We start from the raw sequence: 24,923 nt of genomic DNA, 5'->3' as shown, positions 1-24,923 counted from the left end.
GATCCAGCGGGGTCCACAACCCGGCGCGGAAGTCTGCCCTAACGGGCGGCCTCATCGCCGTGCCTGGATGGCTACTCTCCGGTGGTCGCCCGAGCGCGATCCGACGGGCGATTCGTCGATGAAGGGCACGGTATGAAACGACTTCTGGCGGCCACCGTCGCCACGACTGTCGGGCTGGTGATCGGCGGCAGCATGATTCCGTCGGCAGCCCAGGCCCACAGCGGTACCCCCAGCTACACCCCGCCGCCGATCGCGTGGGGCGTGTGCGCGTCCGCAACCTTGAAGGCCCGCGGCGCCGAGTGCGGATTCGTGACCGTTCCGCTGGACTACGCCCGCCCCGGCGGCACCAAGATCCAGATTGCCGTCTCGCGGATCAAACACAAGACCGCGGACGCCGACTACCAGGGCGTCATGCTGGTCAACCCGGGCGGCCCGGGCGGATCCGGCCTGATCTACTCGGTGTTGCAGACGGCGATCCCCAACGACGCCGGCCTCGACTACGACTGGATCGGTTTCGACCCGCGCGGCGTCGGCTCGAGCATCCCGTCACTGAGCTGCGACGGAAACGTGGCAGGCTACAACCGCCCGTATTACGTGCCGGTCACCAACCAGCTGGAGAAGACCTGGCTGGCAAGGTCAAAGGCCTACGCGCAGGCGTGCGCACGAGCCGGCGGCGCACTGCTCGACCACCTGAAGACCACCGACAACGTGGCCGACATGGAGAGCATCCGCAAGGCGCTGGGTCAAAAGCAGATCAACTTCTACGGCTTCTCGTACGGCACATACCTCGGCCAGACATACGCCACATTGCACCCGGCCCAGGTCCGCCGCATGATCTTCGACGGCGTGGTGGACCCGCGCGGCGTCTGGTACGACGCCAACCTGAGCCAGGACATCCAGTTCGACAAGAACATGGACACCTACTTCGCCTGGGTAGCCAAGTACGACGCGGTCTACCACTTGGGCACAACGGCGAGGGTGGTGAAGGCGAAGTATTACGCCACCCTGGAGAAGCTGCGCAGAGCTCCGGCCGAGGGCAAAATCGGCCCGGACGAGTGGAACGACATCTTCGTCTCGGCAGGCTATTACGTGTACGGCTGGGAGGACGTGGCCACCGCGTTCGCGGCATACGTGAACGACGGCGACGCGTCGGGTTTGCTGGACCTCTACCCGGAGCCCGGCCCCGGCACCGACAACGGCTACGCGATCTACCTGGGCACCCAGTGCACCGACGTCCAGTGGCCGACAAACTGGAACAAGTGGCAGCGGGACAACTGGCAGATCTACGCGAAGTACCCGTTCATCACCTGGAACAACGCCTGGTTCAACGCGCCGTGCGTGTTCTGGAAGGGTGACGTAGGCAGGCCGGTCAACGTCAACGGCAGCAAGGCCCCACCAATCCTGCTGATCAGCGAGACGAACGACGCGGCCACGCCATACGCAGGCAGCCTGGAGATCCGTAAGCGCTTCCCCCGCTCAGTCTTGATCGAGGGCGTAGGCGGCACAACCCACGCAGGTTCCCTGAGCGGCATAGCGTGCACCGACGACACCATCGCGGCGTACTTGGACAACGGCACCCTGCCAACCCGCGTGCGCGGAAACCGCTCCGACAAGCAGTGCGACCCGGTCCCCGCCCCGGACCCAACGGCCGCAGCCGCAAAGTCGGTAGCGTCCACCAGTAGCGGAAGCCTCCGGGCAACGCTGCGCAACGCGGCCCCCGCAATCCGCTGACCCACCCTGACCGGCCCGGGATCCCCCGGGCCGGTCAGCCCCGTCCCCACCAGGCGCAACCGACGTCGTGGCCGACCACGCGAGAGCGCCATGCCATCAACCGGCGGCCTCGCCCAGCGTGCGGTTTGCCCGGCGTGCGGTTTGCCCGGCGTCCGGCTTGCGTGGGGGCCGCGGGGCGTGAGGGCCGGGGGCCAAGCGGTCAGGGCCTACCGACTTCACGGAAGTTGGGGCCTCGCCGCGACAGTCATGGGCCGAGATCCAGGAAAACGGGGTCTCGTCCCATGCGCGAGGCCCCGACGTCAAGAAAATCGAATGCCGGACCGGCGCCGCGCAGTCCCCACTTTCGAGGAAGTCGGGCCGGCCGGCCTCACACCGACAGACGGCCACGGTCATGAGCTGCTGACGGTGGGCGTGACGATCGTCATCGATGGGTTGGCGGGCTGATGTCGGCGTATGACGGGTGGGCAGTGGGAAGGTGACGTCGACACCTCCAAGCCGAGCACCGCTCGCATGTATGACTACTTTCTTGGTGGCAGTCACCACTTCGCTGCCGATCGGGCGGCGGCCGAGCAGGTTCTTGGGGTCATCCCCAACATCCGGGAGATCGCTCGGGCCAATCGTGCGTTTCTGCACCGTGCCGTGCGGTACATGCTGGATCGGGGGATCACCCAGTTCCTCGACGTCGGGTCCGGCATTCCCACGGTTGGGAACGTTCACGACCTCGTCGGTGAATATCGGGGCGACGGCCGCGTCGTCTATGTCGACATCGACCCGGTTGCCGTCACCCACAGCGTCAATCTGTTGCGTGACAACCCGAACGCGGCGGCTGCCCACGGCGATCTGCTCGTGCCGGACGCGATTCTGGGCCACGACGACGTCCGGGAGCTGCTCGACTTCCGGCGGCCGGTCGGGCTGCTGCTGGTCTCGATGCTGCACTTTCTGCCCGACGAGGTCTATCCGGCGGTCGCTCGGCTGCGCGCGGCGCTCGCCCCGGGCAGTTACCTCGCCCTGTCCCACGTGGCCACCGAGGCCGCCGACCCGAGCACGTCCGATCGGGTCGCCGGCATCTACCGGCGAACCTCGGCCTCGGCCGCGGTCACCCGCGACCGTACGCAGATCCTCGAATTCTTCGGCGACTTCCAGGTCACCGCGCCCGGCCTCGTCTGGGCCGGCGAATGGCCTGCGCCGCAGGCCGACGCCGGTGCCGCACCGGATTCCACGCTGATCCTGGTCGGCGCGGCCCGCAAGCCCGATTGATCGTATTGTTTGATCATGCAACTTCCTGAGCAGCTGATCGACCTGCTGCGCCGGCCCAGCCTCTGCTTCCTGACCACGCTGATGCCGGACGGCTCGCCGCAGATCACCGAGACCTGGGCCGACACCGACGGCAAGCACCTCGTGATCAACACCGTCCGAGGCCACCAGAAGGTACGCAACATCGAGCGCGACCCGCGGGTAGCGGTGGCCATCGCCGACCCGGACAACCCGAGCCGCTACTTCGCGGTCCGCGGCCGGGTCCTGGAGGTCGTCGAGCTCGGCGCCGTCGAGCACATCGAGGAGCTGGCCCAGCGTTACCTCGGCCGGTCCTACCCGTGGTTCGGCGGCCGCGACCAGGTCCGCCTGATCCTGCGAATCGAGGCGGACAGGGTCACCGCACCTCGCTGACGTCGGGGCACGGGTATCTTGTGCCTGGTAGCCGATCGCGTTCCAGGGGGTGGGGATGACTGTCGAGATGGTCGCGCCGGCCTGGATGCATCAGCAGGTCACCGCCGAGCAGTACGCGTCGTGGACCGAAGATCAGTGTGCGGGCATCGAGATCGTGGATGGGATGGTCCGTCCGGGTCCGAGCGCGTCCAAGCGGCACAACCGCCTGGCCCGGCTCCTGGCCAACGCCCTCGACGACGCGGCCGGGCCGGATTGGAACGCGGACACCGACTTCGATGTCCGGCTCCAGGACGTGCCGCTGAACAACCGCCGTCCGGACGTGACGGTCTACCGGGCGGACACCATCGACGTCTCGCCGACGCGGCCGGAGCACGTGCTTCTCGTGGTCGAGGTGGTTTCGCCCGGGTCGGAGACGGCCGACCACTACGCGCGGGCCGGCATTCCGTTCTACTGGCGGGTCGAGCAGGCTGCCACCGGGGCACCGCTCGTGTACACCTACGTTCTCGACCCGGCGACCGGCCGCTACCGCGACAGCGAGGTCTTCACCGGCGTCGTGAAGCCGGCCGCGCCCTTCGCCGTCGAGATCGACCTCGGTCAGGTCTGAATGACGTCCACCTACTTCGTCCCGCGGGGCGGGCTTCCGCCGCAGACCGCGCTGACCACCGACCGCGCCCGGTTCACCGAGGCCTATGCCGTCATTCCGGCTCGGACCCTCAGTGACATCACCGCCTCCTACCTGCCGAAATGGGACCGCACCCGGCTGTGGGTCCTGGCCCGGCCCCTCTCCGGCTTCGCGGAGACCTTCAGCCAGTACGTGGTGGAGGTGGCGCCCGGCGGTGGGTCGGCGAGTCCGGAGGCCAACCCGGGCGCCGAGGCAGTGCTCTTCGTCGTCGACGGTGCCCTTGAACTGCGGATCGGCGAGCAGACGCATGCGCTCGAAAACGGCAGCTACGCCTACCTGCCCCCGGCGACCGACTGGTCGCTGCGGAACGCCGGGGAATCGCTCGCCACCTTCCACTGGATCCGCAAGGCCTACCAGGCGGTGGACGGCCTCGCGGTGCCGGAATCCTTCGTCACCCGTGAGCAGGACGTCGCGCCGGTGGAGATGCCGGGCACCGATGGGGCCTGGTCGACCACCCGGTTCGTCGACACCCAGGATCTCCGGCACGACATGCACGTCAACATCGTCAACTTTCAGCCGGGCGGGCCGATCCCGTTCCCGGAGACCCACGTCATGGAGCACGGGCTCTACGTGCTCGAAGGCAAGGCCGTCTACCTCCTCAACCAGGACTGGGTCGAGGTCGAGGCCGGGGACTTCATGTGGCTTCGGGCGTTCTGCCCGCAAGCCTGCTACGCCGGCGGGCCGGGTCCCTTCCGGTACCTCCTCTACAAGGACGTCAACCGGCACGCCGGCCTCTGACCGTCAGGGGGCGAGCTCATCCCGGTGCGCGGCCAGGAAATCGGCCAGGCTCAGCGGCTCCGGGTTGAAGGTGCGGGCCACCTCGAGGTCACGGCGGCCCAGGTAGGACTCGGGGAACTCGGCGTAGTACTGGAACATGTTTCCCAGTTCGTCCGCACCGGGGAAGCCGAAGCTGCGGAACTGGTCGGGGGTCGGCGGGCGATAGGCCACCGGCTCGCCGAGCGCGGTGCTGAGGGCCGCCGCCATCTGCTCGCCGGTCAGCGACTCGCCGACCACCGGGATCGTCGCGCCGATCGTCTCGGCCGGCCGGTGCAGCACGCGCCGGACCACCCGCCCGATGTCGTCGGAGGCGACGCCGGCGATGGGGGCATCGCCGAGCGGGAGATGGAAGGCCAGCGTCCCGTCCGGGTCACGCTGCGGTTTGGCCAGGCCGAGCAGGTTCTCCCAATAGAAAGACATCAGGAGGTACGTCGTGGGCAGGCCGGACTTGGCGAACAGCGCGTCGGCCGCCCCGCCCTTCACGTCGAAGTGCGGCACCCGGTAGCCGTCGCCGATGACCGGCATCCGGTCGTCGCCGGCGGTGATCACCTCGCGGGTGTCCTCCAGCGTCGACCACACGACGTGCCGCAGTCCGGCCGTCTGGGCGGCGCCGATCAGGTTCTCCACCTCGGCGAGTTCCCGGGCCGGGGACCGGTGCTCCCAGTACGGCGTGACGAGGAACGCGCCGTACGCCCCGTCGAACGCCCGGCGCAGGCTGCCCTCGTCGTCGAGGCTCGCCGTCACCACCTCCGCGCCGATCCCGGCCAGGGCCTGCGCCTTGGGCGAGGCGGCGTCCCGCGTCACGGCCCGTACCGAGAAGTCGGCCAGCAACGCACGCGTGACCGCGCCGCCCTGCGTGCCGGTCGCGCCGAGCACGGTGATCACTTTGTCGTGGGACATCAGTTTTCTCCTTCAGAGGAGGCGACGGCGGGGGAAGCGACGGCGGGGGAAGCGACGATGACGGTCTTGCCGTGCAGCGAGCCGGCGGCGGCCTGGGCGTGCACGGCCGGCAGCTCGGCCAGCGGGACCCGCCGGGCGACGTCGACGCTCAGCTCGCCGGAGTCGGCCAGCGCGACCAGGTGGGACAGCTGGGCGGCGTCGCTGCGGACGAACAGGTCGATGCCGCGGACGCCGCGCTTCTCGTCGCTGGGCGCGGGCATCCACACGGTGGTGTTGACCAGCACGCCGCCGTCGACGATCAGGTCGAGCAGCGCGGCCAGCCGGGCCGGGTCGATCGGTGCCAGGTTGAGCACCACGTCGACCGCAGTGGTCACCGCGGCTTTGTCGACGACCTCGTCGGCCCCGGGCGCGCCGCTTTGCGGGCCGGTGACCCCGATGACGTACGCGCCGGCGTTCTTCGCCAGCTGAACCGCGTACCCGCCGACCGCCCCGCCCGCGCCGTTGATCAGGATCCGTTGTCCGGCGGTCAGCTTCGCGTGGTCGAACAGCGCCTGCCACGCGGTGAGCCCGACGGTCGGCAGCGCCGCGGCGTCGGCCGGCGGAACGGTGATGGGCGCCGGCGCCAGGATGTCGGCCGGAGCCACGACGTACTCCGCGGCCGCCCCGTCGGCGGTCATCGGCAGGAAGCCGATCACCCGGTCGCCGGTGGCGAAGCCGGTCACGCCCTCACCCAGCGCCGCGACCGAGCCGGACACGTCGATGCCGGGCGTGTGCGGCAGCGTCACCGGGATCGGGCCCTGCATGAAGCCCGCGCGGATGTTGCCGTCGACGCCGTTGAACGACGTCGCGGCGACCCGGATCAGCACCTGGCCGGCGCCGGGGACGGGCCGCTCGACGTCCTCGTAGCGCAGGACGGTCGGGTCGCCGTACTCGTGGAATCGCACTGCCTTCATGTCGCGCCTCCTTGTTCTTTGCTTCGAGTTCGAAGCACTTTCTGACCATAGCACGCTTCGAATTCGAAGCAAGTGGCGTCCGGTGTGAGCCGGCCGACTACAGCGTGGCGCCGGTCGGGAGGCGGGTGAATGGCGCCGTTATCCGCGGACTACCAGACCATGGATAACGGGGCGGGATCAGGACATGCTGAGGAGGCGTTGCAGCTTCGCTTCGCTCGGCGAGCCGGGTTCGGGCAGGAAGACCAGCAGGTCCTGGCCCTCGTCCGGGTCCGTCAGCCGCCGGCTGTGCAGCTCCAGCTCGCCCAGCTGCGGATGCCGGTACCGCTTGAGCTCGTGATGGTGCGTGACGTCGACCTCGTGCAGGCGCCAGACCTCGGCGAACTCGGGGCTGACCGCCAGCAGCGCCTCGACGATCTCGCCGGCCGTGCCGGACGGATCGGCCGTGTACGCCGCCCGGATGTCGACGGTGAAGACCCGGCCGCGCAGCGAATGGTCCTCGGGCGGATAGATCGCGCGTTGCGCCGGATCGGTGAACCAGCGGTAGACCAGGTAGCGCGACATGCCCTCGAAGCGGGTGAAGTCGCCGAAGAGGGCGATCGCCGCCGGGGTCTGCAGCAGCGCCTCGCCGAACCGGGAGAACACGATCACCGGCGCGTCGGCGAGGCCCTCGACGATGCGCCGCATGGAGGGGCTGGCCTCCTCGTCGCGCTGGACGCGCCGCGGCGCCGAGTGCCCGCCGAGGGCGAACAGGTGCTCCCGCTCGCTCGGGCTCAGCTTCAGCCCGCGGGCCAGGGCGCCGAGCACCTGCTCGGACGGCATCGGGCCGCGCCGCTGCTCGAGCCGGCTGTAGTAGTCGGCGGAGATGCCGGCCAGCACCGCGACCTCCTCGCGCCGCAGCCCGCCGGTGCGCCGCCGCGAGCCGCGGGGGAGTCCCACATCCTCCGGCTGCAATGCTTCCCGGCGCGCCCGGAGGAAGTCCGCCAGCAGTGCCCGATCCATCAGCCGGCTCGGTTGCGACCGGCGCGAGGTTTGGCCGACCGCGGCGGGTTGGCCCGCATGTGGTCGCGGACCCGGCCGAGAACGGCGCTCAGGGCGGCGACGTCCGTGCCGGTCATCGGTTCGATCAGCAGCTGCCGAACGCGGTCGACGTGCCCGGGGAGCACCTGCCCGACCAGGGCCCGGCCGGCGTCGGTGACGGTGACCATGACGCTGCGCTCGTCGTCCGGCGATGGCGCGCGGGTGATCAGGCCCCGCTTGTCCAGCAGGCCGGCCTGGTAGGTGAGCCCGCTGCGGCTGTAGACCACGCCGTCGGCCAGATCGGTCATCCGCAACCGGCCGCCGGGTGCGTCGGTCAGCCGGGCGAGGATCTGGAACTGCACCCAGCTGAGGTCGCCGTCGGCGCGCAGGTGCTCGTCCACCGCGTACTGAAGAAGGCTGCTGACCTCCATCAGAGCGAAGTACGCACCGAGTTGCGCCGAGTTCAGGCCGGGTGCCGGGTCACTCATCCCACGATCTTAGTTGCTTTGAATTCGAAGTCATCCGGAGTCCGGGCCGAGCTTCAGGTGGCTCGTGATCCGGTAGCGGTCGCCGCGGTAGATGGACCGGGTGTATTCGATGATCCGGCCGTCGCCGCTGCGGGTGGTGCGTTCGAAGAGCAGCGCCGGTGAGTAGGGCGGCACGCCGAGCAGCCGGGACTCGGTGGCGTCGGTGACCGTCGGCTCGGTGGTCTGCACCGCGTCGGTCGGGTCCACGCCGTAGTCCTCGCGAAGCCGGCGGTAGAGCGAGCCCGCCACGAACTCGTCGGGGGTGATGCCGGCGACCAGGGCGAACGGCAGCCGGATCTCCTCCAGGGCCATCGGCTCGCCGTCGACGATCCGGCGGCGTAGCACGAAGAGCACCTCCTCGGCGGGGGAGACCTGCAGGCGCCGGCCCAGCCGCGCGCCGGCCGGCTCGGTGCGGAACTCGAGCACCTCGCTGGCCCAGTCGCCCTCGGCCGGCGGGATCGGCTGGCCGGCGGCGGCCGGGACCTCCTGGGAGATCTTGTGCGGGCTGGTGAAGGTGCCCCGCCCGTGCTGCCGGACGAGCAGGCCGTTGCGGGCCAGGTCGTCGATGGCGGCGCGCACCGTCGGGCGGGAGGTGCCCAGGTGCTCGGAGAGCGCGCGCTCGGACGGCAGGGGATCGCCGGGGGCGTGTGCCTCGATCAGCTCGCGCAGCTTGTCCCGCACCTCAGCGCGCCGCATCCCGTCCCCCATCGCAGTTGCCCAGTGGTCAAAGGTTGCCACAACCGGGGTGCGCGAGGGAAACGTCTGGGACGCTCTCTTGACGTATACCACTGGTATGGGCAACGGTGCTCGGACGGCCAATGGCTTTACCACTGGTCAATCCCCGAAGGAGCCCATCCCCATGAGGCTTACCCCAGCCCGCAAGATCGCCATCGCCGGAACCGTCGCGATCGCCGCCGCGGCCCTCACCGGCCTCGGCATCGTCACCGCCCCCAGCAGCAGCGCCGCGACCGCCTGCGGCGTGCTCTTCGACGACTTCAACTACGCCTCGCGCACCGACGCGGCGCTCGGCGGGCGCGGCTGGAGCATCCGGACCGACTCCGGCGGCCCCGGCGTGTCCGGCGCCCGCTGGCTCGCCGACAACGTGTCCTTCCCGACCGTCGACGGGCAGAAGGTGGCCCAGCTCAAGGCGGTCACCGACGGCACCGCCGCGGGCACATCGCACGCCGAGTTCTCGCAGCGTAACCGCCGCTTCTTCGAGGGCACCTACCTGGCCCGGATCAAGTTCGCCGACGCCCCGGCGAGCGGCTCCGACGGCGACCACGTGAACCAGACCTTCTACACGATCTCCCCGCTGGCCGCCCCGATGGACCCGACCTACTCCGAGATGGACTTCTCCGAGTACCTGCCGAACGGCGGCTGGGGCGAGGCGGGCCCGATCAACTACCAGACCACCTGGTACACCTACGTCGCCGACCCGTGGTACGCCGACAACCAGCACAGCCAGCAGGCGCGCAGCATCAACGGCTGGCACGACGTGATGGCCACCGTCGCCGGCGGGCACGTGAAGTACTACATCGACGGCGCGCTGGTCGGCGACCATTCGGGCAAGGTCTATCCACGGCAGAACATGTCGATCGACTTCAACCAGTGGTTCATCGACCTGGCCGGGCACGCCGGCGGCACCGGCACCAGCACCTACCTGCAGTCGGTCGACTACCTCTACCACGCCAAGAAGCAGGTCCTGACCCCCGCGCAGGCGACCGCGGCGATCAACGGCTACCGGTCCGCGGGCACCACGTTCACCGACAACGTGGTGGCGGCCAACGACTGCGACGGAGGGACGCCACCGCCGGCCGACGGCGCCACCATGCTCCAGTCCAACTTCAGCGGCCGCTGCATCGACATCCCGACCGCCCAGGCGACGGCCGGCGCGCTCCTGCAGACCTGGGACTGCAACGACACCGACGCGCAGAAGTGGTCGTTCCCGGTCGACGGCACCCTGCGGGCCATGCGCAAGTGCATGGACCCGGCCGGCGGCGCCCTGGCCAACGGAACCCGCATCCAGCTGGCCGACTGCAACGGCAACGCCGTCCAGCGGTTCACCCTGACCGCCGCCCGGACGCTGGTGAACGTGTCCTCCGGCCGGTGCGTGGACATCAAGGACTGGGTCGGCAGCAACGGCGCCGCACTGCAACTGTGGGACTGCGCGGCCACCGCCAACCAGATCTGGGGCCAACTCTGACCCTGTACGGATTTGTCGGTTTCTGGTCGGACCGGATCGAAAGATCGCGCCGCCCCGCCCATTGTCCTACCAAGGAGGCATGACCCTCCGTCGTGTTCTTATCAGCGCCCTGGCCGCGGTAATCCTGATCCCCATCGCCGCGGTCAGTGGTGCGTCACCGGCCGGCGCCGCCACCAACCAGTTCAAGGGCATGAACTGGGCCCGGGTGGGCGACAACTTCACCACCGGCACCCACGTGCTCGAAGGTTTGAGCAGCTCCGACAGCTACAGCACCGTGGTGGCCAAGGCCAACGCGATCTACAACGGCATGGCCGCCCTGGGCGTCAACACCGTCCGGCTGCCGATCAACACGCAGGACACCGGCACCAGCTGGTGGAGCGCCTACCGGGGGACGATCGACGCCGCCACCGGGCGCGGCTTCAAGGTCATCCTCGCCTACTGGGAGGACGGCGCCGCGTCCGGCGGCAAGATCACCAACACGAGCGCCTTCACCACGATGTGGAACACCGCGGTCGCCGCGTACGGCGCGAACAGCCTCGTCTACTTCGAGCCGATGAACGAGCCGCACGGCTACAGCTCGGCCGACTGGCGCACCTTCGCCGCCGCCTGGCTCACGGCGCACTCGTCGGTCCCGAAGGGCCGGGTGCTCATCGGCGGCGTCGGCTACAGCCAGGACCTGCGCGACCTCTGCACCGACACCCGCTTCACCGGCACCCTGCTCTCCTACCACTACTACGCGTTCTTCTACGGCACCAAGACGTACGCGCAGTGGCTCGCCGACTTCGACACCCGCCTCGGCAGTTGCGCCGCGCGGGCGGTGCTGACCGAGTACGGCGCCCAGATGGACAACGCCCTCGACTACGGCAACGCGAACGGCACGGACAACTTCGTCCGCTACCTCCGCGCCGTCACCGAACGCCAGCGCGCCCTCGGGATGGGCGGGGTCTACTGGCCGGCGATCGGCGGCAAGATCGCCACCGGGAAGACCTGGGATCCGTACTCGATGTATTCCCGGACCGGCAGCGGCACCAGCCAGACCCTGACGGTGCGCAACACCAGCGGCGCCAACCGGATCAGGTACGGCTGGGGCCTCTAGAAACGACGAAGCGGCACCTTGGCCCAGTCCGTGTCCGAAGCCAGATAGAAACTCGGGTACGACGGCTGGTTGTAGGTGGTCTGCTGGCGGGCCACCTCCACCCGGTACTGCGGGTCGTGCATCAGCGTGTAGAGCTTGTGGCCGGTCAGCTCGGTGCTCAGGTAGATCCGGATCGCCGAGCTGTCGGTCGTCCGCAGCAGCAACTCCTCGCGCCAGTCGCCGAAGATGTCGGCGATCAGCGACGCGGTGCCCTTGGTGCCGTTGTTCGCGAGCGTGCCGCTGGCGGTCAGCACCAGGCCCCGCGTCCAGTCGTTGATGGTCGGTGTGACGTCGATGGCGCCGTTGAGGATCTGGGTGGTCCCGTCGCCGGCCCAGCGGATGCTCTGGTTGGTGCCGGGGATCGCGGTGCCGAGCACCTCGCCGGTGGCCTTGTGCAGGCCGAGCGCCTCGGAGCCGCCGGGCAGGCTGGCCCAGTTCTCGATGCCGGGGATGTCCGGCCGCACGTCGCCGATCATCGCGCGGCCGGTGTCGCGGCCCGAGTAGGCGCCGAACAGCACCTCGCCGGTGGCGGCGTCGCGCATCGCCATCCCGTACGGCGCGTAGGTCGCCCCCTCGTGCGCGGTGAAGATCTCCAGCCCGGGCCGGTCCGGGTCGATGTCGGTGACGTGCATGGCGTCGCCGTGGCCGAGCCGGACGTAGTCGCCGGGGGCGGCGCTGCCGGCGGGCAGGGTGTCGAACGACGAATAGAGCAGGGAGCCGTCGTTGTCGATGGTCGCGCTGCCGTAGACGATCTCCTGTTTACCGTCGCCGTCCACATCGGCCACGCTCAGCGAATGGTCGCCCTGGGTGGTGATGGTGGCGAATTCCGGGTTGGTCCCGTCCCGGCCGTGCGGCGAGTCGTTGAACGGGTTCGTCATCGGCACCCAGCCCGAGTCCACGTACCAGTTCTCGGTGAGGCGGTGACCGTTCCAGCCGTACGCAATGATGGTTGTTCTTGTGTAATAGCCGCGAGCGAAGATCGCCGACGGGTGCCGGCCGTCGAGATAGGCGACGCCGGACAGGAAGCGGTCGACCCGGTTGCCCGGCTCGATCCGGGCCATCGCGTAATCGCCCCACATGAGACCGTCATCGGTGCGGCCCGGCTTGTAGTGAACGGTCTGCAATTCCCGGCCGGTCGCCCCCTCGAAGACCGTCAGGTATTCCGGGCCGTCCACGATGAATCCCTCGAAGTTGCGCAACGCGTTGCGCGTGCTGCGGGCCGGGGCGTAGACGTCGATGAAGTAGTCGACCAGTGCCCGCGCGTCGCCGTATCCGGGCGCGAGACCCAGTGCCGCCTCCACCGTCGCGGGCCAATGACCGGCCACCACCTCCGGATGCTCGCGCCAGCCCTCGAACATCCGCACCAGGTGCTCGTAATAGTCGGCGGCGCTCATCCGGTAGTCGTCGGTGTTGCGGTAGCCGGCTTTGAGGTCAGCGGCCGGCATGGTGATGTATTTCGAGGAGGCCACCGAGCCGTCCGGCCGGTAGCGGGTGATCCGGGTCCCCGGAGCGGTCTTGAACATCATCTCCGAGCGGCCGTCGCCGTCGAAGTCATAGACCAGGAACTGCGTGTAGTGCGCGCCGGCCCGGATGTTCACGCCGAGATCGATGCGGTAGAGCTGGGTGCCGTCGAGCTCGTACGCGTCGATGTAGACGTTCCCGGTGTAACCGACCTGGGAGACGTCCTTGGAGTTGGACGGGTCCCATTTGACGATGTATTCGTATTGGCCGTCCCCGTCGACGTCACCGACGCTCATGTCGTTGGCGGAGTAAATGTCGCCGGGTTTGTTCAGCGGCAGGTCGACATGGTTGGAAGGCCACGGGGTGGCGGTCGCGCTGCGGCCCCCGTGCACCGGCGCGACCTGATATTTCGAGGTCGCGGTGCCGGCCCGGTCGAGATAGTTGGTGCTGTCGGTGACGGTGGCGATCCGCCGGCCGTCCCGGTAGACCTGGAAGGCGGCGCTGGTCAGACCAGTGGTCGAGTGGCCGGTCGCCTCCGGGCCGAGCAGTCGCCAGCTGAGGAAGACGCCCTCGCTGGTGGCCGCGGCGACCAGGCCGCGGTCGAGCCGTTCCAGCTCGATGCCGCGGCGGCCGCCGGCCTGGGCCGGTGCCTGCGAGCCGGCCAGGAGCAGGGCGGCCACCAGGGCGATACGACGAAGCCTCATCCAGGTCTCCACATGCCGGAGGTAAGCGCTTTCCAGCGAGTGTCCATCGACCTCCATCTCTGGTCAACCCGTCAGGCGACCAGCTTCGGACCCGCGGGGCCGGTGCGGGTGTCGACCTTGCCGGTGAAGCGCAGCCCCGGCACGAGATCGCGGACCTCGGTGGCGTTCACCGGCACCAGGACCAGGCGCAGGAAGCCGGGCGCGGCGGTGTCGGCCGACCCGGTGACGCGCGGCACGACCCGCTGGACGGCGGCCCGGACCGTACGGTCGAGGCCTTTCGCGGTCAGCTCGGCGACCATTCCGGAGCTCAGGTCCGGGAGGTCGGCCACCGCGATGTCGGTCACGAAGGTCAGCTCCGACGGGTCGTAGAGCTCGACGAACGGCTGTCCCGGCTGCAGGTGCTGCCCATGGTGGCCGGTCGGTCGACGACGATGCCGGCCCGCGGAGCGACCAGGGTGATCTTGCGGAGCACCGGCTTGCCGTCCGAGTCGGTGGTGGTGACCTCGATGATGCCGAGCTTGGTGCCGGCCGTGACGGCCTGCTCGGCCTTGACCGCGACCTCGGTGATCTGGCCCGGCTGGGGCGTCTCGACCGGGATGGGCTGGGCGGTCAGCGTGACCGTACCCAGGTCGACGAGGGACGCGTTGGTCTGGCGGATGCTGGTGAGCCGGATGAAGACGACGACCGCGGCGGCCAGCATGACGAGGACGATCAGCCGGGCTCGCCATTTGCGGGGGGATCGCCGGACCGGCGGTTGCGGAAGCGGCGGGGCCTGCGCCGGCGGGGGATCGGTGACGCGGGGGCTGTCCATGGGTTCCCCTCAGGAGGTCGGTGGGGTTTCGGCCGCATCGGCCATCGCGGAGCTGATCAGCTCGTCCGATTCCGCCCAGCGGGTCGGCCAGGGCAGGGCCCGGGACAGCATGGCTCCGGCCGTACGCCGCTCCAGACGTTGCTTGATGACCTGGGGAGCGATCACCGCCTCGGCGATGATCCGGCCGAGCACGAGCACGTAGATCGAGGCCCAGGCGATGGAGAGCCAGACCGCCGGCACGTCGGTGTCGCGCAGCGGCAGGGTGCTCACCCCGACCGCGATGGCCAGGGCGTTGAGCAGGAACAGGCCGACGTGCGGAAGCACCAGCTCGACGCCGGGCAACCCCGGCCGGGCCGGCGTTACTGCTGCTTGAAGTGCGGCAGGAGGCTGTCCGGGGCGAGTCCGCGAGCCAGCACCTCGGGTACGAAGAACGAGCGCCAGCCTCGCTTGTGCAGCTCGATCGAGGTCCAGATGTCCTCGGAGTTGCTGGCCGTGTGCATGCCGACGATCTCGCGCAGGGCGGTCCGCCGGAAGATGACGTTGGTGCCCACGCAGAAGACCGCGTTGAAGTGGTTGCGGCCCGGCAGGACGAGCTCGTAGAAGATCCGCTGCGACTCGGAGGCGCCCTCGGCCACCAGGCCCCGGGCGCTCGGGAAGGCCTGCGGCGTCTGGACGAAGGCCACCTTCTCGTCCTGCATGTGCGGCAGCGCGCGCAGCAGGAAGTCGGGGCTGGGCACGTGATCGGCGTCCAGTGCTCGCGGCTCCGGCGGAGCGGGCTCCGGCGGAGCGGGCGAATGGGCAGCCGAGGTCTGGGGCTTCGGGACCGACCGTATCGACAACGGTGCCCGTCCGCAGTGCGGGGCGGTGTGCGTACAGATGGCGCGAGGATTTTGGAGTTGCTTTCGCATTCGGCATCCGGATCGAGTGATACCGCCCTAATGTCTCGTTCATGGCTCTTGCTGGTACTTCACGCTGGGGAATGGTGCTGACCGGGGTGCTCGCCCTCGCCGGAATCGGCACGGGAACACCGCCGGCGTTCGCGGGGAGCATCCCGCTCGTGTCGCCGACACCCGAGTCCACGGTCGGGTTCGACGGGGTGGTGTACGCCAGCACGCATGTCGGCACCACGGTCTACCTGGGCGGCAACTTCACGCACGCGATCGTCGGCGGGAAGCCGGTGGCTCGTAAGCGGCTCGCCGCGGTGGATGCCCGGACCGGCAAGCTGCTGTCCTGGGCCCCGCTCGCCGACGACACCGTGATGGCGCTGACCGCCGTCGGCGCCACGCTCTACGTGACCGGCGAGTTCACCGCGGTCGGTGGTGCGCCCCGCGCCGGGCTGGCCGGCATCGACCTGAAGACCGGCGCGGTCGGACCGCTGCGGCACACCGTCAAGGGCACCGGCCAGGCCCTCGCCGCCGCGGACGGGCGGCTCTACCTGGGCGGCAGCGTCACCGCGGTGGACGGGCGGCCGGTCCGCAACCTGGCGGCGTTCCGCCTCGACGGCGGCGCGCTGGACGGCGGCTTCCGCGGCGGCGTGAGCGGGAAGGTCCGGGTACTGAGCGCGGCCGGATCCCGGCTGTACGCCGGTGGCGACTTCAAGGGCCACCTCGCCGCGCTGCGGCCCACCGACGGGCAGGTCGACACGAGCTTCCGGCCGGCCACGCCGTACGGGGTCATGGCGCTCACGGTCGCCGCCGGACGGGTGTTCGCCGCCCTGGCCGGCCCGGGTGGCCGGGTGGTCGCGTACCGGCCGGACGGCTCGCTGGTGTGGAGCAGCGTCACCGACGGTGACGTGCAGGCGATCACTTACCGCGACGGCGCCGTCTACGCCGGTGGGCACTTCACCACCGCCTGCTCGGGCCCGTCGCGGTCGGCGACCGCGTGGTGCCCGACGAAGCAGCGCAGCCAGCCGAAACTGGCCGCCTGGGACCCGGCCACCGGCCGGCTGCTCAGCTGGAATCCCCGCAGCAACGGCCGGTGGGGAGTGCTCACGCTGAGCGTCAACCCGGCCACCAGCGCCATCACGGTCGGCGGCGACTTCACCGCGTTCGGCGGAACGGGCCGTCCGAGGTTCGCGCAGTTCGGTTCCTGAGCGGTCACTACGCTGAGGACATGAAGGTTCTGTCCATTCAGTCGGCGGTCGCGCACGGTCATGTCGGGAATTCCGCGGCGGTGTTCCCGCTGCAGCGGATCGGGGTCGAGGTCATCCCGGTCCCGACGGTGAATTTCTCCAACCACACCGGGTACGGCGCCTGGCGCGGGCCGCTGATCCCGCCGTCCGATGTCGCCGAGATCCTGCTCGGGGTCGAGGAGCGCGGCGTGTTCGCGCAGGTCGACGCCGTGCTCAGCGGCTATCAGGGCGGGGTCGGCATCGGCGACGTCATCGTCGACGCCGTGCGCCGGGTCAAGGCCGCGAACCCGGCGGCGCTCTACGCGTGCGACCCGGTGATGGGCAACGCCAAGTCCGGGTGCTTCGTCGCGCCGGAGATTCCCGGCCTGCTGCGCGACCGGGTGGTGCCGGTGGCCGACATCATCACGCCCAACCAGTTCGAGCTGGGCTACCTGACCGGCACCGAGCCGGCGAGCGTCGAGTCGACCCTGGTCTCGGCCGACCTGGCCCGGGCCGCGGGCCCGTCGACCGTGCTGGTCACCAGCGTGGAACGCCCGGACCGGGCAGCGGACACGATCGAGATGCTGGCGGTGGACGACGCCGGCGCCTGGCTGGTGACCACCCCGCACCTGCCGTTCAAGGCGAACGGGTCGGGGGACGTCACGGCCGCCCTGTTCACCGCCCACTACGTCGCGACCCGGGACGCGGCGGTGGCGCTGGAGCGGACCGCGTCCAGCGTGTTCGACCTGATCGACACCACGTTCCGGTCCGGCGAGCGCGAGCTCCAGTTGGTGCAGGCCCAGGAGTTCTACGCGAACCCGCGGATGCAGTTCAAGGCGGAGCGAGTGCGCTGAGCTTGGCACGGATTGGGCTTGACGGATTTTGGGAGCGCTCCCAATATAGACATTCCTCAATTAATCGGAGGGATGCGGATGTCTCGCCTACGGAACAGTGTCGCCGGGTGCGGGCTGGCCGCGCTCGTCGGTGCAGTGGCGTTGGTGCCGGCCACCAGCCACGCCGAAGAGATGCCACGCGAGGTCACCTTGCTTACGGGGGAGCGCGTCCTGGTCGATCACGGCGTCGTCCGGGCGGTGGAGACGGCCCCGGCCGCGGGAAAAGACCCGGTCCGGATCCACAGCATGGCGGTCGGTGAGCACTTCTACGTCGTACCCGACAAAGCCTTGCCTTTTGTCGGACGGCAACTGGATCTCGCATTGTTCGACGTGCTCGCCCCACCGGCCGCGCTCCAGGTGGAGTGGGCGGCCGGCGCGACACCGCACGACATCCCGGGCCTCGACCTGGCAACCGGCCGGCTCACCGACCCGGCGGCGTTCGGTGCCGGCGCGGCCGGCGTCAAGGAGATCCGCCCGGTGGGGGCCGCCGAACCCACCGCCGACCCGCAGTACCCGATCGCCACCCTCACCGTGCGGGGCCTCGACAAGCTGGGCGCGAAGGCGATCAGCGGCGGCGTCTCGATCACCAACGCCGAGGACGTCCAGCGGTTCAGCAGCCTGCAGTCGTTCGTCGACGGTCAGGTGTCGTTCAGCGTCCCGGTCGGGCACTACTCGCTCGAGGTCTCCATCACCACGTACGACGCCGATGGGGTTTATCAAGGTGACGCGCTGCTCTTCTATCCCGAGCTGGCGGTCACCGGCACCGAGATGACGGTGACCGCGGATGCCGCCACCGCCACCACCGTCGTGCCGGTGCCGGCCACGCCCAACCCGTCCGGGCTGGAGCAGATGCAGGCCACCTACTCGCGGCTCTCGGCGGCCGGCAACGACTCGACCACCGCGATCATGATGATCGGCGGCTCGCCGTCACTGTCCGTCACGCCCACCGATCCGGTCGCCCTCGGTGACGTCCGCTGGTACACGTACTTCCGGCTGACCTCGCCGGCCGATGCGTACCTCTATGACCTGGTCTTCCCGGCCGACGGCGCGGTGCCCGCCGATTTCGCCGAGAAAGTTCCGGCCAGTGGTCTAGCCACACTGGACGCGACCTACGCGGCCGAGGGCGACACCTCCCGGATCAGCACTTACCGCACGTCGTTCCAGCCGTGGGAGCAGTTCCCGATCCGCTTCGCCAGCACCGCGGTGGCACCGCTGCGGCGCACCGAGTACGTCTCGGCGGTGCCCGGCGTCGGCTGGATCGGCTCGGCCGTCGCCCGCCCGGACGAGTTCAACGGCTCCGCACAGTCACCGATGGTCGAGTACCGGCCGGGGCAGCGCACCACCGACAGGTACTTCGCGGCCCCCGGCGTGCCCGGCGTCGACCGCACCACGCTGCGCAGCCTGCCGTGCCCCGCCTGCCGCCAGAGCGACCAACTCCTCCTCGACCTCCAGCCGCGAACCGACGCCGGCGGCCACGCCGTGCGGTTGACCACCAGCGAAACCGCCAAGATCAAAACCGAGTTCCGGGTGTACGCCGATGAAGCGCTCGCCGCCGACGGAACCGACCCGGTGGGCCGCATCGCGATCCCGGCCGACGCCACCCAGCTGCGGCTGGAGTTGGACAGCTCCGCGTCGGCGTCGTGGTTGACCACCGCCGACCGGGTGCAGACTGCCTGGTCGTGGCGAACCACGCCGCCGGGCGGGTCGCTGCCGGCCGGCCGCACCTGCGCCGACCCGTGCGCGTTCTTACCACTGGTCTTCGCCGACTACGGCATCGCGGTGGACACCGCCAACGCGGTCCCGGCGGGCGTGGCCACCCCGCTGTCGGTGACGCTGCGCCGGCAGGCCTTCGACCCCACCCCGGTCACCGAACACCTCACCCTCGACGTGTCCGCCGACGACGGTGCCACCTGGAGACCGCTGCCGGTGGCGTCGGCCGGGGGCGGCCGGTTCACGGCGACCGTGACCCCGGCCGCCGGCTACCTCTCGCTGCGCATCCACGCCACCGACCCGGCCGGCGCGACCCTCGACCAGACCGTCATCCGCGCCGTACGCGTGGCCGCCTGATCCCCCCTTCGGAGGCAACTATGCGTATCCGTACACCCTTGATCGTCCTTGGTGTTGCCGGCATTGCCGCGGTTTTTGCCGGAACCAGCGCCGGGATCGCGACGGCGGCTGAACTGGTGGTGCGGGACGCTTGTCCACTGGTCGCACCACCGAAGGCAACCTGCTTCGCCAAAGTCGTGGTCGGCGGCGGCCCGGTCGGCACCCTCGCCGCGCCGGCCGGGCTCGCCCCCGCCGACCTGGTCTCGGCCTACAGCATCCCGGCCGGCGGCACCGGCCGGACCGTCGCCATCGTGGACGCGTTCACCGACCCCACCCTCGAAGCCGACCTGGCCGTCTACCGCAGCACCTACGGCTTGCCGGCGTGCACGGTGACCGGTGGCTGCCTGCGCATCGTCAACCAGGACGGCGCCACCACGCCGCTGCCCGCCCCGGACCCGGGCTGGGCCCTGGAACAGGCGCTCGACGTGGACATGGTCTCGGCCGCCTGCCCGGCCTGCAAGATCCTGGTGGTGCAGGCCGTCTCGAACGGCTTCGACGACCTCGGCGCGGCGGTCGACACCGCGGTGGCGATGGGCGCGGACGTCGTCTCCAACAGCTACGGCACCGGCGTCGAGTTCGCCGGCCAGACCGCGTTCGAGTCGCACTACATCCACCCCGGCCACCCGATCGTGGTCAGCGCCGGCGACATCGGCTACTCGGTGTCCTTCCCGGCCGCGTCCGCCCACGTCACCTCGGTCGGCGGCACCACGCTGACCAGGAGCACGACCGGCGCCTGGACCGAATCGGTGTGGGCGCTGACCGGCTCGGGCTGCTCGGCCTACATGGCGAAGCCGGCCTGGCAGACCGACGCCAACTGCCCGAAGCGCATGCTCAACGACGTGTCCGCGGTGGCCGACCCGGCGACCGGGGTGGCGGTCTACCACTCCTATCAGGGCGGCACCTGGCAGATCGTCGGCGGCACCAGCGCCTCGGCGCCGATCATCGCCGCCATGTACGCCCTGACCGGCGCGACGGCCCGCGTCAACGACGGCTCGGTGCCATGGCTGAAGCACAGCGCCACCGCGTTCCGCGACGTGACCACGGGCAGCAACGTCCCCGGCCCGAACTCCGCCACCTGCGGCGGCGACTACCTCTGCACGGGCGTGGTCGGCTACGACGGCCCGACCGGCTGGGGCACCCCGACCGGCCTGACCGGCCTGACCCCCTCCTGACCGTTGGTTGCGGGAGCGGAGGCCGGGGTAACGCCTACGCATGACGGACTACGGAATCCATGCCTCCCACGAGCAGATCCCGCCCGCCGACCTCCTCACCGCCGTGATCGCGGCCGAACGGCACGGCTTCGAAGCCGCGATGTGCTCCGACCACTTCTCGCCGTGGAGCAGCCGGCAGGGCGAATCCGCCTTCGCCTGGTCGTGGCTGGGTGCGGCGCTGCAGGCCACGAACCTGTCGTTCGGGGTGGTCAACGCTCCCGGCCAGCGCTACCACCCGGCGATCATCGCGCAGGCGATCGGCACCCTCGGCGCGATGTTCCCGGGCCGGTTCTGGGCCGCGCTGGGCAGCGGCGAATACAGCAACGAGCACATCACCGGCGGACCGTGGCCGCGGAAGGAGGTCCGCGAGGCGCGGCTGCTCGAGTCGGTGGACGTCATCCGCGCGCTGCTGGCCGGCGACGAGGTCACCCGGGACGGCCTGATCACGGTGGACCGGGCCCGGTTGTGGACCCGGCCGGCCGAGCCGCCGCCGCTGATCGGGGCCGCGGTGAGCACGAAAACCGCGGCCTGGTGCGCGGGCTGGGCCGACGGGCTGGTCACGGTCAACGCCCCGGACGAGCACCTGCGCGCGATGATCGCCGCCTACCGGGACGCGGGCGGTCGCGGGCCGGTCTGCCTGCAGGTGCACCTGAGCTGGGCGCCGACCGAGGCCGAGGCCGAGGCGATCGCCCACGACCAGTGGCGCAGCAACGTCTTCCGGCCGCCGGTCTGCTGGGACCTCGAGACGGTCGAGCAGTTCGACGTGATCAGCGAGAACGTGACGCTCGACCAGGTACGCCAGGTGGTCAACATCTCGGCCGACCTCGAGGCGCACACCGAGCGGCTCCGCGGGTACGCGTCACTCGGCTTCGACCGCATCTACCTGCACCACGTCGGCCAGGACCTGATGCCGTTCATCGAAGCCTTCGGCGCCAAGGTGCTGCCTGCCCTCCAGACCGGGGCGCGATAGCCTGGCCCGCTGTGGAAGCTGGGGGGCCTCGGGCCGCGACGATCGCGGCGGCGGCGGTGGCGCTCGGCGGGCTGGCTTTCCTGGCCGACGGCGTCGACGGCGTGGCCGGGCGAATCATGGTCACCCTGGTCAGCAGCGGCCTGGCCTGGGGCCAGCGACATGCCGGTGCCCGCCGCGGCACTGGCCGCCGGTGTCGCATGCGGATTGCTGGCCGGCCAGGGCTGGCAGGAGACCGCCACCTACGGCTCCCGCACCCTGGCCGGCGTCGCCACCGGGGTCGGCGCCACGAAACTCGTCGAGCTCCTGCTCCCGTTCGCCGTCCTGGCCTGGCTGGCCACGAGCCGCCGCCTCTGGCGTGCCTGGCCCATCCTGCTCACCGCGATGATCCTCACCGCGACCCTGGGTGCGCTGGGCTGGCAGCTGCTCCGCACCAGCGCCGACCGGCTGGGCTGACCTATCGCGCGACGGCGTCGGCCGGTGGCCGCAGGTCCGGGTACAGGTCGAAGGCTTTCGTGATCTCGGCGTCGGCCGCGAGCCCGGCGAGGACGTCGAGTGACGCGTCGAGTTCCTGGTGCGGCTGATCGAGGGGCTCGACGTGGAGGCGGTCGCACCAGTACCACCCGGCGACCTCGACCTTGTTGAGCGCGGCCACGTCATTGATCAGGCTGCCGCGCAGCTCGTCCCAACCCCAGAGCTCACCATTGCCGTACGCCTCCGACTGCGAAGCACCACCGCGACAGAGGTTCCAGGCGGTGACGCCGTCCTGGAAGTCGTCCGCGGTCAGGTCGCTGCGCCCGGTCTGGGAGTCGGTAATTACCCAGCGGGAACCGTCCCAGTACTCGACTACCCAGTGGTCTATCCAGTGGTCCGCGACGAAGTAGCCGGCGAAGCCACATCGGATCCGGGCCGGCGTGCCGGTCGCCCGCAGCAGGGCACAGTGCAGCAGCGCAAAGTGATAGCAGAAGCCAAACATCCGCTGCTCAGCGTCCCGCTCACGATCCAGGGCCGCCGCATCGATGCCTACCACGTTGTCCAGGATCGCGGCGGCGCCGACGGTCTCCATGTGCGACATACGCGCGTCCGAGAACCGCAGACCTTGAACACTCGCGGTGTAGTTGTGAATCAGCAGACCGCGCACGACCGCGCCGAGCGCCTCCGGCTCAGCCGGAAGCCCGGCCAATCGCTCGCGGTGGCGCCCGAGGTCGGAGGTCGCGCTTGGCTGCCGGTAGAAGTCCATAGGGAGCGAGGGTACAAAATTCACCGGCACTCGGGGGGTCATGCTAACTATCATGCTTACGGCCGTCGTTAGCATGATAGTGAGCATGACCGCCAACCGGGCTGGCCTATGGAACGGCGTCAGTGCAGGGCCGCGGCCTTGCGGAGCAGGACCGAGCGTTCTCGGGTGTTCGTGCACAAGCGGGCGGCCAACTCCAGTTCGGCTCGGGCCTCGGCGGTGCGGCCCAGGCGGGTCAGCAGCTCGCCGCGGACGGTCGGCAACAGGTGGGAACCCGCCAAGCGGTCGGTGGCCACCAACTCGTCCACGATGGGCAGGGCCGACGCCGGTCCGGTCGCCATTGCGACGGCGACGGCCCGGTTGAGCTCGACGATCGGGGACGGGGCCACCCGGCCCAGGGCTTCATACAGCAGCACGATCCGCTCCCAGTCGGTCTCGGCCACCGACGGGGCCAAGGCGTGACAGGCGGCGATCGCGGCCTGTAGCCCGTACGCTCCCAAGCCTCGTCCCAACTCCGCCGCCCGCCGGATGGCGGCGAGGCCGCGCCGGATCGCCGAGGAGTCCCAGAGCCGGCGGTTCTGATCTTCGAGCAGCACCGGCTCCCCGTCCGGGCCGGTCCGCGCGGCGAAGCGGGCGGCGGTCAGCTCGCACAGGCCGAGCAGCCCGTGCACCTCCGGCTCGTCGGGCATCAGCGCGGCCAGCATCCGGACCAGCCGGATCGCCTCGGCCGCGAGATCGACCCGCAGCAGTTGCTCGCCGGCCGTCGCGGTCGAGCCCTCGGTGAAGATCACGTAGAGCACGCTCAGGATGCCGCCCAGCCGTTCCCGGCGCTGCTCGGCCGGCGGCAGCTCGAACGGCACCCCGGCCGCGCCGATCGTCTTCTTCGCCCGGGTGATCCGCGCCTGGATGGTCGGGACCGGCACCAGGAACGCCCTTGCGATCTCCTCGCTGGTCAGGCCGCCGACCGTACGCAGGGTCAGCGCGACCCGGGCCTCGGCGGAGAGCACCGGGTGGCAGGCGATGAACATCAGCGCCAGCACGTCGTCGTCGATCCGGTCCGGATCCCACGACAGCTCCTCGGAGCCGGTTTCGTCCGCGGCGATCAGGGCGTACTTGTCGTCCTGGACGGCCCGGCGGCGGAAGCTGTCGATCGCTCGCCGCCGGGCCACCGTCATCAGCCAGGCCCGCGGGTTGGCCGGGACGCCGTCGACCGGCCAGGAGACCAGCGCCTCCGCGACCGCCTCCTGCGCGACGTCCTCGGCCAGCGCGAAATCCCCGGTGTAGCGGGCCAGCGCGCTGACGATCCGCGCCGACTCGATCCGCCACACCGCCTCGATCGGGCCCGGCGCGACCATCAGAGCTGGCCGGTCCGCTCGCGCCATGCGCGCTCCCGGACGACCCACTCGTTGTCCTGCGGGAACTCGTCGATCGCCGGCACCCGCCGGACCTCACACTTGGATCCGCTCATCGCCGGGATCCGCTTGGCCCACTCGACCGCCTCCTCCTTGGTGGCGACGTCGAGAAGGTAGAAGCCCCCGAAGAGCTCCTTGGTCTCCCCGTACGGCCCGTCGGTGACGACCGGGGTCTCGGCGCTGAAGTCGACCACCACGCCCTGGCCCGGGTCGTCGAGGCCCTCGCAGGCGACGAGCACGCCCGCCTTGATCAGCTCGTCGTTGAACCGGCCCATGGTCTCGAGCATCTCCTCGAACGGCGTAGACATCATCTTCGCCATCGACTCGTCGGTGCCCCGCAGGATCAGCATGTACTTGGCCATCGTGATGTCCCCTTGATTCGATTTCCGGTCGCTTCCCGACCTTCTCACCCTCAGGTCGA

Annotated in this window: 26 protein-coding genes; 13 read left to right on the top strand and 13 right to left on the bottom strand. The window is 70.2% G+C overall.

Annotated elements, in window-relative coordinates; all coding sequences use genetic code 11:
• Positions 1 to 132: 132 nt before the first annotated feature.
• The 5 genes from Adu01nite_RS34655 to Adu01nite_RS34635 all read left to right on the top strand — a co-directional run bounded on the left by Adu01nite_RS34655 (position 133) and on the right by Adu01nite_RS34635 (position 4,816).
• Complete coding sequence (locus tag Adu01nite_RS34655) at positions 133 to 1,731, top strand: alpha/beta hydrolase (RefSeq protein ID WP_203733441.1); 1,599 nt, start codon at positions 133 to 135, stop codon at positions 1,729 to 1,731.
• 453 nt (positions 1,732 to 2,184) lie between these two features.
• On the top strand, positions 2,185 to 2,988 hold the full coding sequence (locus Adu01nite_RS34650; protein ID WP_275414734.1) for an SAM-dependent methyltransferase: 804 nt from the start codon (positions 2,185 to 2,187) through the stop codon (positions 2,986 to 2,988).
• A gap of 15 nt (positions 2,989 to 3,003) precedes the next feature.
• A complete protein-coding gene (locus tag Adu01nite_RS34645) occupies positions 3,004 to 3,396 on the top strand; it encodes a PPOX class F420-dependent oxidoreductase (RefSeq protein ID WP_203733433.1) in 393 nt (130 codons plus the stop codon).
• 55 nt (positions 3,397 to 3,451) lie between these two features.
• Positions 3,452 to 4,000 carry a Uma2 family endonuclease gene (locus Adu01nite_RS34640; RefSeq protein WP_203733432.1) on the top strand — a complete coding sequence of 183 codons (549 nt, stop codon included), beginning with the start codon at positions 3,452 to 3,454 and terminating at the stop codon, positions 3,998 to 4,000.
• Positions 4,001 to 4,816, top strand: coding sequence for a bifunctional allantoicase/(S)-ureidoglycine aminohydrolase (locus tag Adu01nite_RS34635; protein WP_203733430.1), 816 nt, complete (start codon positions 4,001 to 4,003; stop codon positions 4,814 to 4,816). It begins immediately after the preceding gene.
• Positions 4,817 to 4,819: 3 nt separating this feature from the next.
• Here the strand turns inward: Adu01nite_RS34635 and Adu01nite_RS34630 are convergent, their stop codons facing one another.
• The 5 genes from Adu01nite_RS34630 to Adu01nite_RS48610 all read right to left on the bottom strand — a co-directional run bounded on the left by Adu01nite_RS34630 (position 4,820) and on the right by Adu01nite_RS48610 (position 8,948).
• Positions 4,820 to 5,755, bottom strand: coding sequence for an NmrA/HSCARG family protein (locus tag Adu01nite_RS34630; RefSeq protein ID WP_203733429.1), 936 nt, complete (start codon positions 5,753 to 5,755; stop codon positions 4,820 to 4,822).
• Positions 5,755 to 6,708 carry an NADP-dependent oxidoreductase gene (locus Adu01nite_RS34625; protein WP_203733427.1) on the bottom strand — a complete coding sequence of 318 codons (954 nt, stop codon included), beginning with the start codon at positions 6,706 to 6,708 and terminating at the stop codon, positions 5,755 to 5,757. The genes Adu01nite_RS34630 and Adu01nite_RS34625 overlap by 1 nt, the downstream gene beginning before the upstream one ends.
• Before the next feature lie 177 nt (positions 6,709 to 6,885).
• Positions 6,886 to 7,707: a helix-turn-helix transcriptional regulator gene (locus Adu01nite_RS34620; protein ID WP_203733425.1), complete on the bottom strand. Its 822-nt coding sequence runs from the start codon at positions 7,705 to 7,707 to the stop codon at positions 6,886 to 6,888.
• Positions 7,707 to 8,213: a MarR family winged helix-turn-helix transcriptional regulator gene (locus Adu01nite_RS34615; protein ID WP_203733424.1), complete on the bottom strand. Its 507-nt coding sequence runs from the start codon at positions 8,211 to 8,213 to the stop codon at positions 7,707 to 7,709. Before Adu01nite_RS34615 ends, Adu01nite_RS34620 begins: the two co-directional genes overlap by 1 nt.
• Positions 8,214 to 8,243: 30 nt before the next feature.
• A complete protein-coding gene (locus Adu01nite_RS48610; RefSeq protein ID WP_275414732.1) occupies positions 8,244 to 8,948 on the bottom strand; it encodes a GntR family transcriptional regulator in 705 nt (234 codons plus the stop codon).
• Between the two features lie 163 nt (positions 8,949 to 9,111).
• Here Adu01nite_RS48610 and Adu01nite_RS34605 point away from each other — a divergent pair, with 163 nt between their 5' ends.
• Together Adu01nite_RS34605 and Adu01nite_RS34600 are read left to right on the top strand one after the other, a co-directional pair.
• A complete protein-coding gene (locus Adu01nite_RS34605) occupies positions 9,112 to 10,455 on the top strand; it encodes a ricin-type beta-trefoil lectin domain protein (protein WP_239132921.1) in 1,344 nt (447 codons plus the stop codon).
• Between the two features lie 79 nt (positions 10,456 to 10,534).
• Positions 10,535 to 11,551: a glycoside hydrolase family 5 protein gene (locus tag Adu01nite_RS34600; RefSeq protein ID WP_203733419.1), complete on the top strand. Its 1,017-nt coding sequence runs from the start codon at positions 10,535 to 10,537 to the stop codon at positions 11,549 to 11,551.
• On the opposite strand, the gene Adu01nite_RS48605 is transcribed toward Adu01nite_RS34600, so the two are convergent.
• The 5 genes from Adu01nite_RS48605 to Adu01nite_RS48145 form a co-directional block, all read right to left on the bottom strand.
• Complete coding sequence (locus Adu01nite_RS48605; RefSeq protein WP_203733418.1) at positions 11,548 to 13,755, bottom strand: rhamnogalacturonan lyase; 2,208 nt, start codon at positions 13,753 to 13,755, stop codon at positions 11,548 to 11,550. The two genes, Adu01nite_RS34600 and Adu01nite_RS48605, sit on opposite strands and share 4 nt — an antisense overlap.
• A gap of 71 nt (positions 13,756 to 13,826) precedes the next feature.
• The gene (locus tag Adu01nite_RS48160; protein ID WP_498371278.1) at positions 13,827 to 14,099 is read right to left on the bottom strand and encodes a hypothetical protein; all 273 of its coding nucleotides are present in this window, start codon (positions 14,097 to 14,099) and stop codon (positions 13,827 to 13,829) included.
• Between the two features lie 5 nt (positions 14,100 to 14,104).
• A complete protein-coding gene (locus tag Adu01nite_RS48155) occupies positions 14,105 to 14,566 on the bottom strand; it encodes an HlyD family secretion protein (protein ID WP_239132939.1) in 462 nt (153 codons plus the stop codon).
• A gap of 9 nt (positions 14,567 to 14,575) precedes the next feature.
• Positions 14,576 to 14,890, bottom strand: coding sequence for a hypothetical protein (locus Adu01nite_RS48150; RefSeq protein ID WP_239132920.1), 315 nt, complete (start codon positions 14,888 to 14,890; stop codon positions 14,576 to 14,578).
• A gap of 35 nt (positions 14,891 to 14,925) precedes the next feature.
• Positions 14,926 to 15,303, bottom strand: a complete 378-nt coding sequence (locus tag Adu01nite_RS48145) for a glycosyltransferase family 2 protein (RefSeq protein ID WP_239132919.1) — start codon at positions 15,301 to 15,303, stop codon at positions 14,926 to 14,928.
• Positions 15,304 to 15,515: 212 nt separating this feature from the next.
• Between Adu01nite_RS48145 and Adu01nite_RS34580 the strand changes: the two genes are divergently transcribed.
• From Adu01nite_RS34580 to Adu01nite_RS34555, 6 genes are all read left to right on the top strand, one after another.
• Positions 15,516 to 16,658, top strand: a complete 1,143-nt coding sequence (locus Adu01nite_RS34580; protein ID WP_203733416.1) for a PQQ-binding-like beta-propeller repeat protein — start codon at positions 15,516 to 15,518, stop codon at positions 16,656 to 16,658.
• Positions 16,659 to 16,678: 20 nt separating this feature from the next.
• Complete coding sequence (gene pdxY, locus Adu01nite_RS34575; RefSeq protein ID WP_203733415.1) at positions 16,679 to 17,530, top strand: pyridoxal kinase PdxY; 852 nt, start codon at positions 16,679 to 16,681, stop codon at positions 17,528 to 17,530.
• Positions 17,531 to 17,608: 78 nt separating this feature from the next.
• Positions 17,609 to 19,636 carry a hypothetical protein gene (locus Adu01nite_RS34570; protein ID WP_203733413.1) on the top strand — a complete coding sequence of 676 codons (2,028 nt, stop codon included), beginning with the start codon at positions 17,609 to 17,611 and terminating at the stop codon, positions 19,634 to 19,636.
• A gap of 20 nt (positions 19,637 to 19,656) precedes the next feature.
• Entirely contained in the window at positions 19,657 to 20,847 is a 1,191-nt protein-coding gene (locus Adu01nite_RS34565) for a S53 family peptidase (RefSeq protein ID WP_203733411.1), read from the top strand.
• Between the two features lie 40 nt (positions 20,848 to 20,887).
• Positions 20,888 to 21,856, top strand: coding sequence for a TIGR03885 family FMN-dependent LLM class oxidoreductase (locus Adu01nite_RS34560; protein WP_203733410.1), 969 nt, complete (start codon positions 20,888 to 20,890; stop codon positions 21,854 to 21,856).
• Positions 21,857 to 22,015: 159 nt separating this feature from the next.
• A complete protein-coding gene (locus Adu01nite_RS34555) occupies positions 22,016 to 22,309 on the top strand; it encodes a hypothetical protein (RefSeq protein WP_203733403.1) in 294 nt (97 codons plus the stop codon).
• 1 nt (position 22,310) lies between these two features.
• Here the strand turns inward: Adu01nite_RS34555 and Adu01nite_RS34550 are convergent, their stop codons facing one another.
• The 3 genes from Adu01nite_RS34550 to Adu01nite_RS34540 all read right to left on the bottom strand — a co-directional run bounded on the left by Adu01nite_RS34550 (position 22,311) and on the right by Adu01nite_RS34540 (position 24,864).
• On the bottom strand, positions 22,311 to 23,093 hold the full coding sequence (locus tag Adu01nite_RS34550) for a transglutaminase-like domain-containing protein (protein ID WP_203733402.1): 783 nt from the start codon (positions 23,091 to 23,093) through the stop codon (positions 22,311 to 22,313).
• Positions 23,094 to 23,212: 119 nt separating this feature from the next.
• Positions 23,213 to 24,472, bottom strand: coding sequence for an RNA polymerase sigma factor (locus Adu01nite_RS34545; RefSeq protein ID WP_239132918.1), 1,260 nt, complete (start codon positions 24,470 to 24,472; stop codon positions 23,213 to 23,215).
• Positions 24,445 to 24,864, bottom strand: coding sequence for a YciI family protein (locus Adu01nite_RS34540; RefSeq protein WP_203733401.1), 420 nt, complete (start codon positions 24,862 to 24,864; stop codon positions 24,445 to 24,447). The genes Adu01nite_RS34545 and Adu01nite_RS34540 overlap by 28 nt, the downstream gene beginning before the upstream one ends.
• Between the last annotated feature and the right edge of the window lie 59 nt (positions 24,865 to 24,923).

Source organism: Paractinoplanes durhamensis (assembly GCF_016862175.1).
Lineage (GTDB): Bacteria > Actinomycetota > Actinomycetes > Mycobacteriales > Micromonosporaceae > Actinoplanes > Actinoplanes durhamensis.
This window is presented reverse-complemented; position numbering and strand designations above follow the sequence as displayed.

Excerpts from the sequence above, each read along its gene's own strand:
- Adu01nite_RS34655 (WP_203733441.1), top strand. The coding sequence starts at position 133 with ATGAAACGACTTCTGGCGGCCACCGTCGCCACGACTGTCGGGCTGGTG.
- Adu01nite_RS34650 (WP_275414734.1), top strand. The coding sequence starts at position 2,185 with ATGACGGGTGGGCAGTGGGAAGGTGACGTCGACACCTCCAAGCCGAGC.
- Adu01nite_RS34645 (WP_203733433.1), top strand. The coding sequence starts at position 3,004 with ATGCAACTTCCTGAGCAGCTGATCGACCTGCTGCGCCGGCCCAGCCTC.
- Adu01nite_RS34640 (WP_203733432.1), top strand. The coding sequence starts at position 3,452 with ATGACTGTCGAGATGGTCGCGCCGGCCTGGATGCATCAGCAGGTCACC.
- Adu01nite_RS34635 (WP_203733430.1), top strand. The coding sequence starts at position 4,001 with ATGACGTCCACCTACTTCGTCCCGCGGGGCGGGCTTCCGCCGCAGACC.
- Adu01nite_RS34630 (WP_203733429.1), bottom strand. The coding sequence starts at position 5,755 with ATGTCCCACGACAAAGTGATCACCGTGCTCGGCGCGACCGGCACGCAG.
- Adu01nite_RS34625 (WP_203733427.1), bottom strand. The coding sequence starts at position 6,708 with ATGAAGGCAGTGCGATTCCACGAGTACGGCGACCCGACCGTCCTGCGC.
- Adu01nite_RS34620 (WP_203733425.1), bottom strand. The coding sequence starts at position 7,707 with ATGGATCGGGCACTGCTGGCGGACTTCCTCCGGGCGCGCCGGGAAGCA.
- Adu01nite_RS34615 (WP_203733424.1), bottom strand. The coding sequence starts at position 8,213 with ATGAGTGACCCGGCACCCGGCCTGAACTCGGCGCAACTCGGTGCGTAC.
- Adu01nite_RS48610 (WP_275414732.1), bottom strand. The coding sequence starts at position 8,948 with ATGCGGCGCGCTGAGGTGCGGGACAAGCTGCGCGAGCTGATCGAGGCA.
- Adu01nite_RS34605 (WP_239132921.1), top strand. The coding sequence starts at position 9,112 with ATGAGGCTTACCCCAGCCCGCAAGATCGCCATCGCCGGAACCGTCGCG.
- Adu01nite_RS34600 (WP_203733419.1), top strand. The coding sequence starts at position 10,535 with ATGACCCTCCGTCGTGTTCTTATCAGCGCCCTGGCCGCGGTAATCCTG.
- Adu01nite_RS48605 (WP_203733418.1), bottom strand. The coding sequence starts at position 13,755 with ATGAGGCTTCGTCGTATCGCCCTGGTGGCCGCCCTGCTCCTGGCCGGC.
- Adu01nite_RS48155 (WP_239132939.1), bottom strand. The coding sequence starts at position 14,566 with ATGGACAGCCCCCGCGTCACCGATCCCCCGCCGGCGCAGGCCCCGCCG.
- Adu01nite_RS34580 (WP_203733416.1), top strand. The coding sequence starts at position 15,516 with ATGGCTCTTGCTGGTACTTCACGCTGGGGAATGGTGCTGACCGGGGTG.
- pdxY (WP_203733415.1), top strand. The coding sequence starts at position 16,679 with ATGAAGGTTCTGTCCATTCAGTCGGCGGTCGCGCACGGTCATGTCGGG.
- Adu01nite_RS34570 (WP_203733413.1), top strand. The coding sequence starts at position 17,609 with ATGTCTCGCCTACGGAACAGTGTCGCCGGGTGCGGGCTGGCCGCGCTC.
- Adu01nite_RS34565 (WP_203733411.1), top strand. The coding sequence starts at position 19,657 with ATGCGTATCCGTACACCCTTGATCGTCCTTGGTGTTGCCGGCATTGCC.
- Adu01nite_RS34560 (WP_203733410.1), top strand. The coding sequence starts at position 20,888 with ATGACGGACTACGGAATCCATGCCTCCCACGAGCAGATCCCGCCCGCC.
- Adu01nite_RS34555 (WP_203733403.1), top strand. The coding sequence starts at position 22,016 with ATGCCGGTGCCCGCCGCGGCACTGGCCGCCGGTGTCGCATGCGGATTG.
- Adu01nite_RS34550 (WP_203733402.1), bottom strand. The coding sequence starts at position 23,093 with ATGGACTTCTACCGGCAGCCAAGCGCGACCTCCGACCTCGGGCGCCAC.
- Adu01nite_RS34545 (WP_239132918.1), bottom strand. The coding sequence starts at position 24,472 with ATGGCGCGAGCGGACCGGCCAGCTCTGATGGTCGCGCCGGGCCCGATC.
- Adu01nite_RS34540 (WP_203733401.1), bottom strand. The coding sequence starts at position 24,864 with ATGGCCAAGTACATGCTGATCCTGCGGGGCACCGACGAGTCGATGGCG.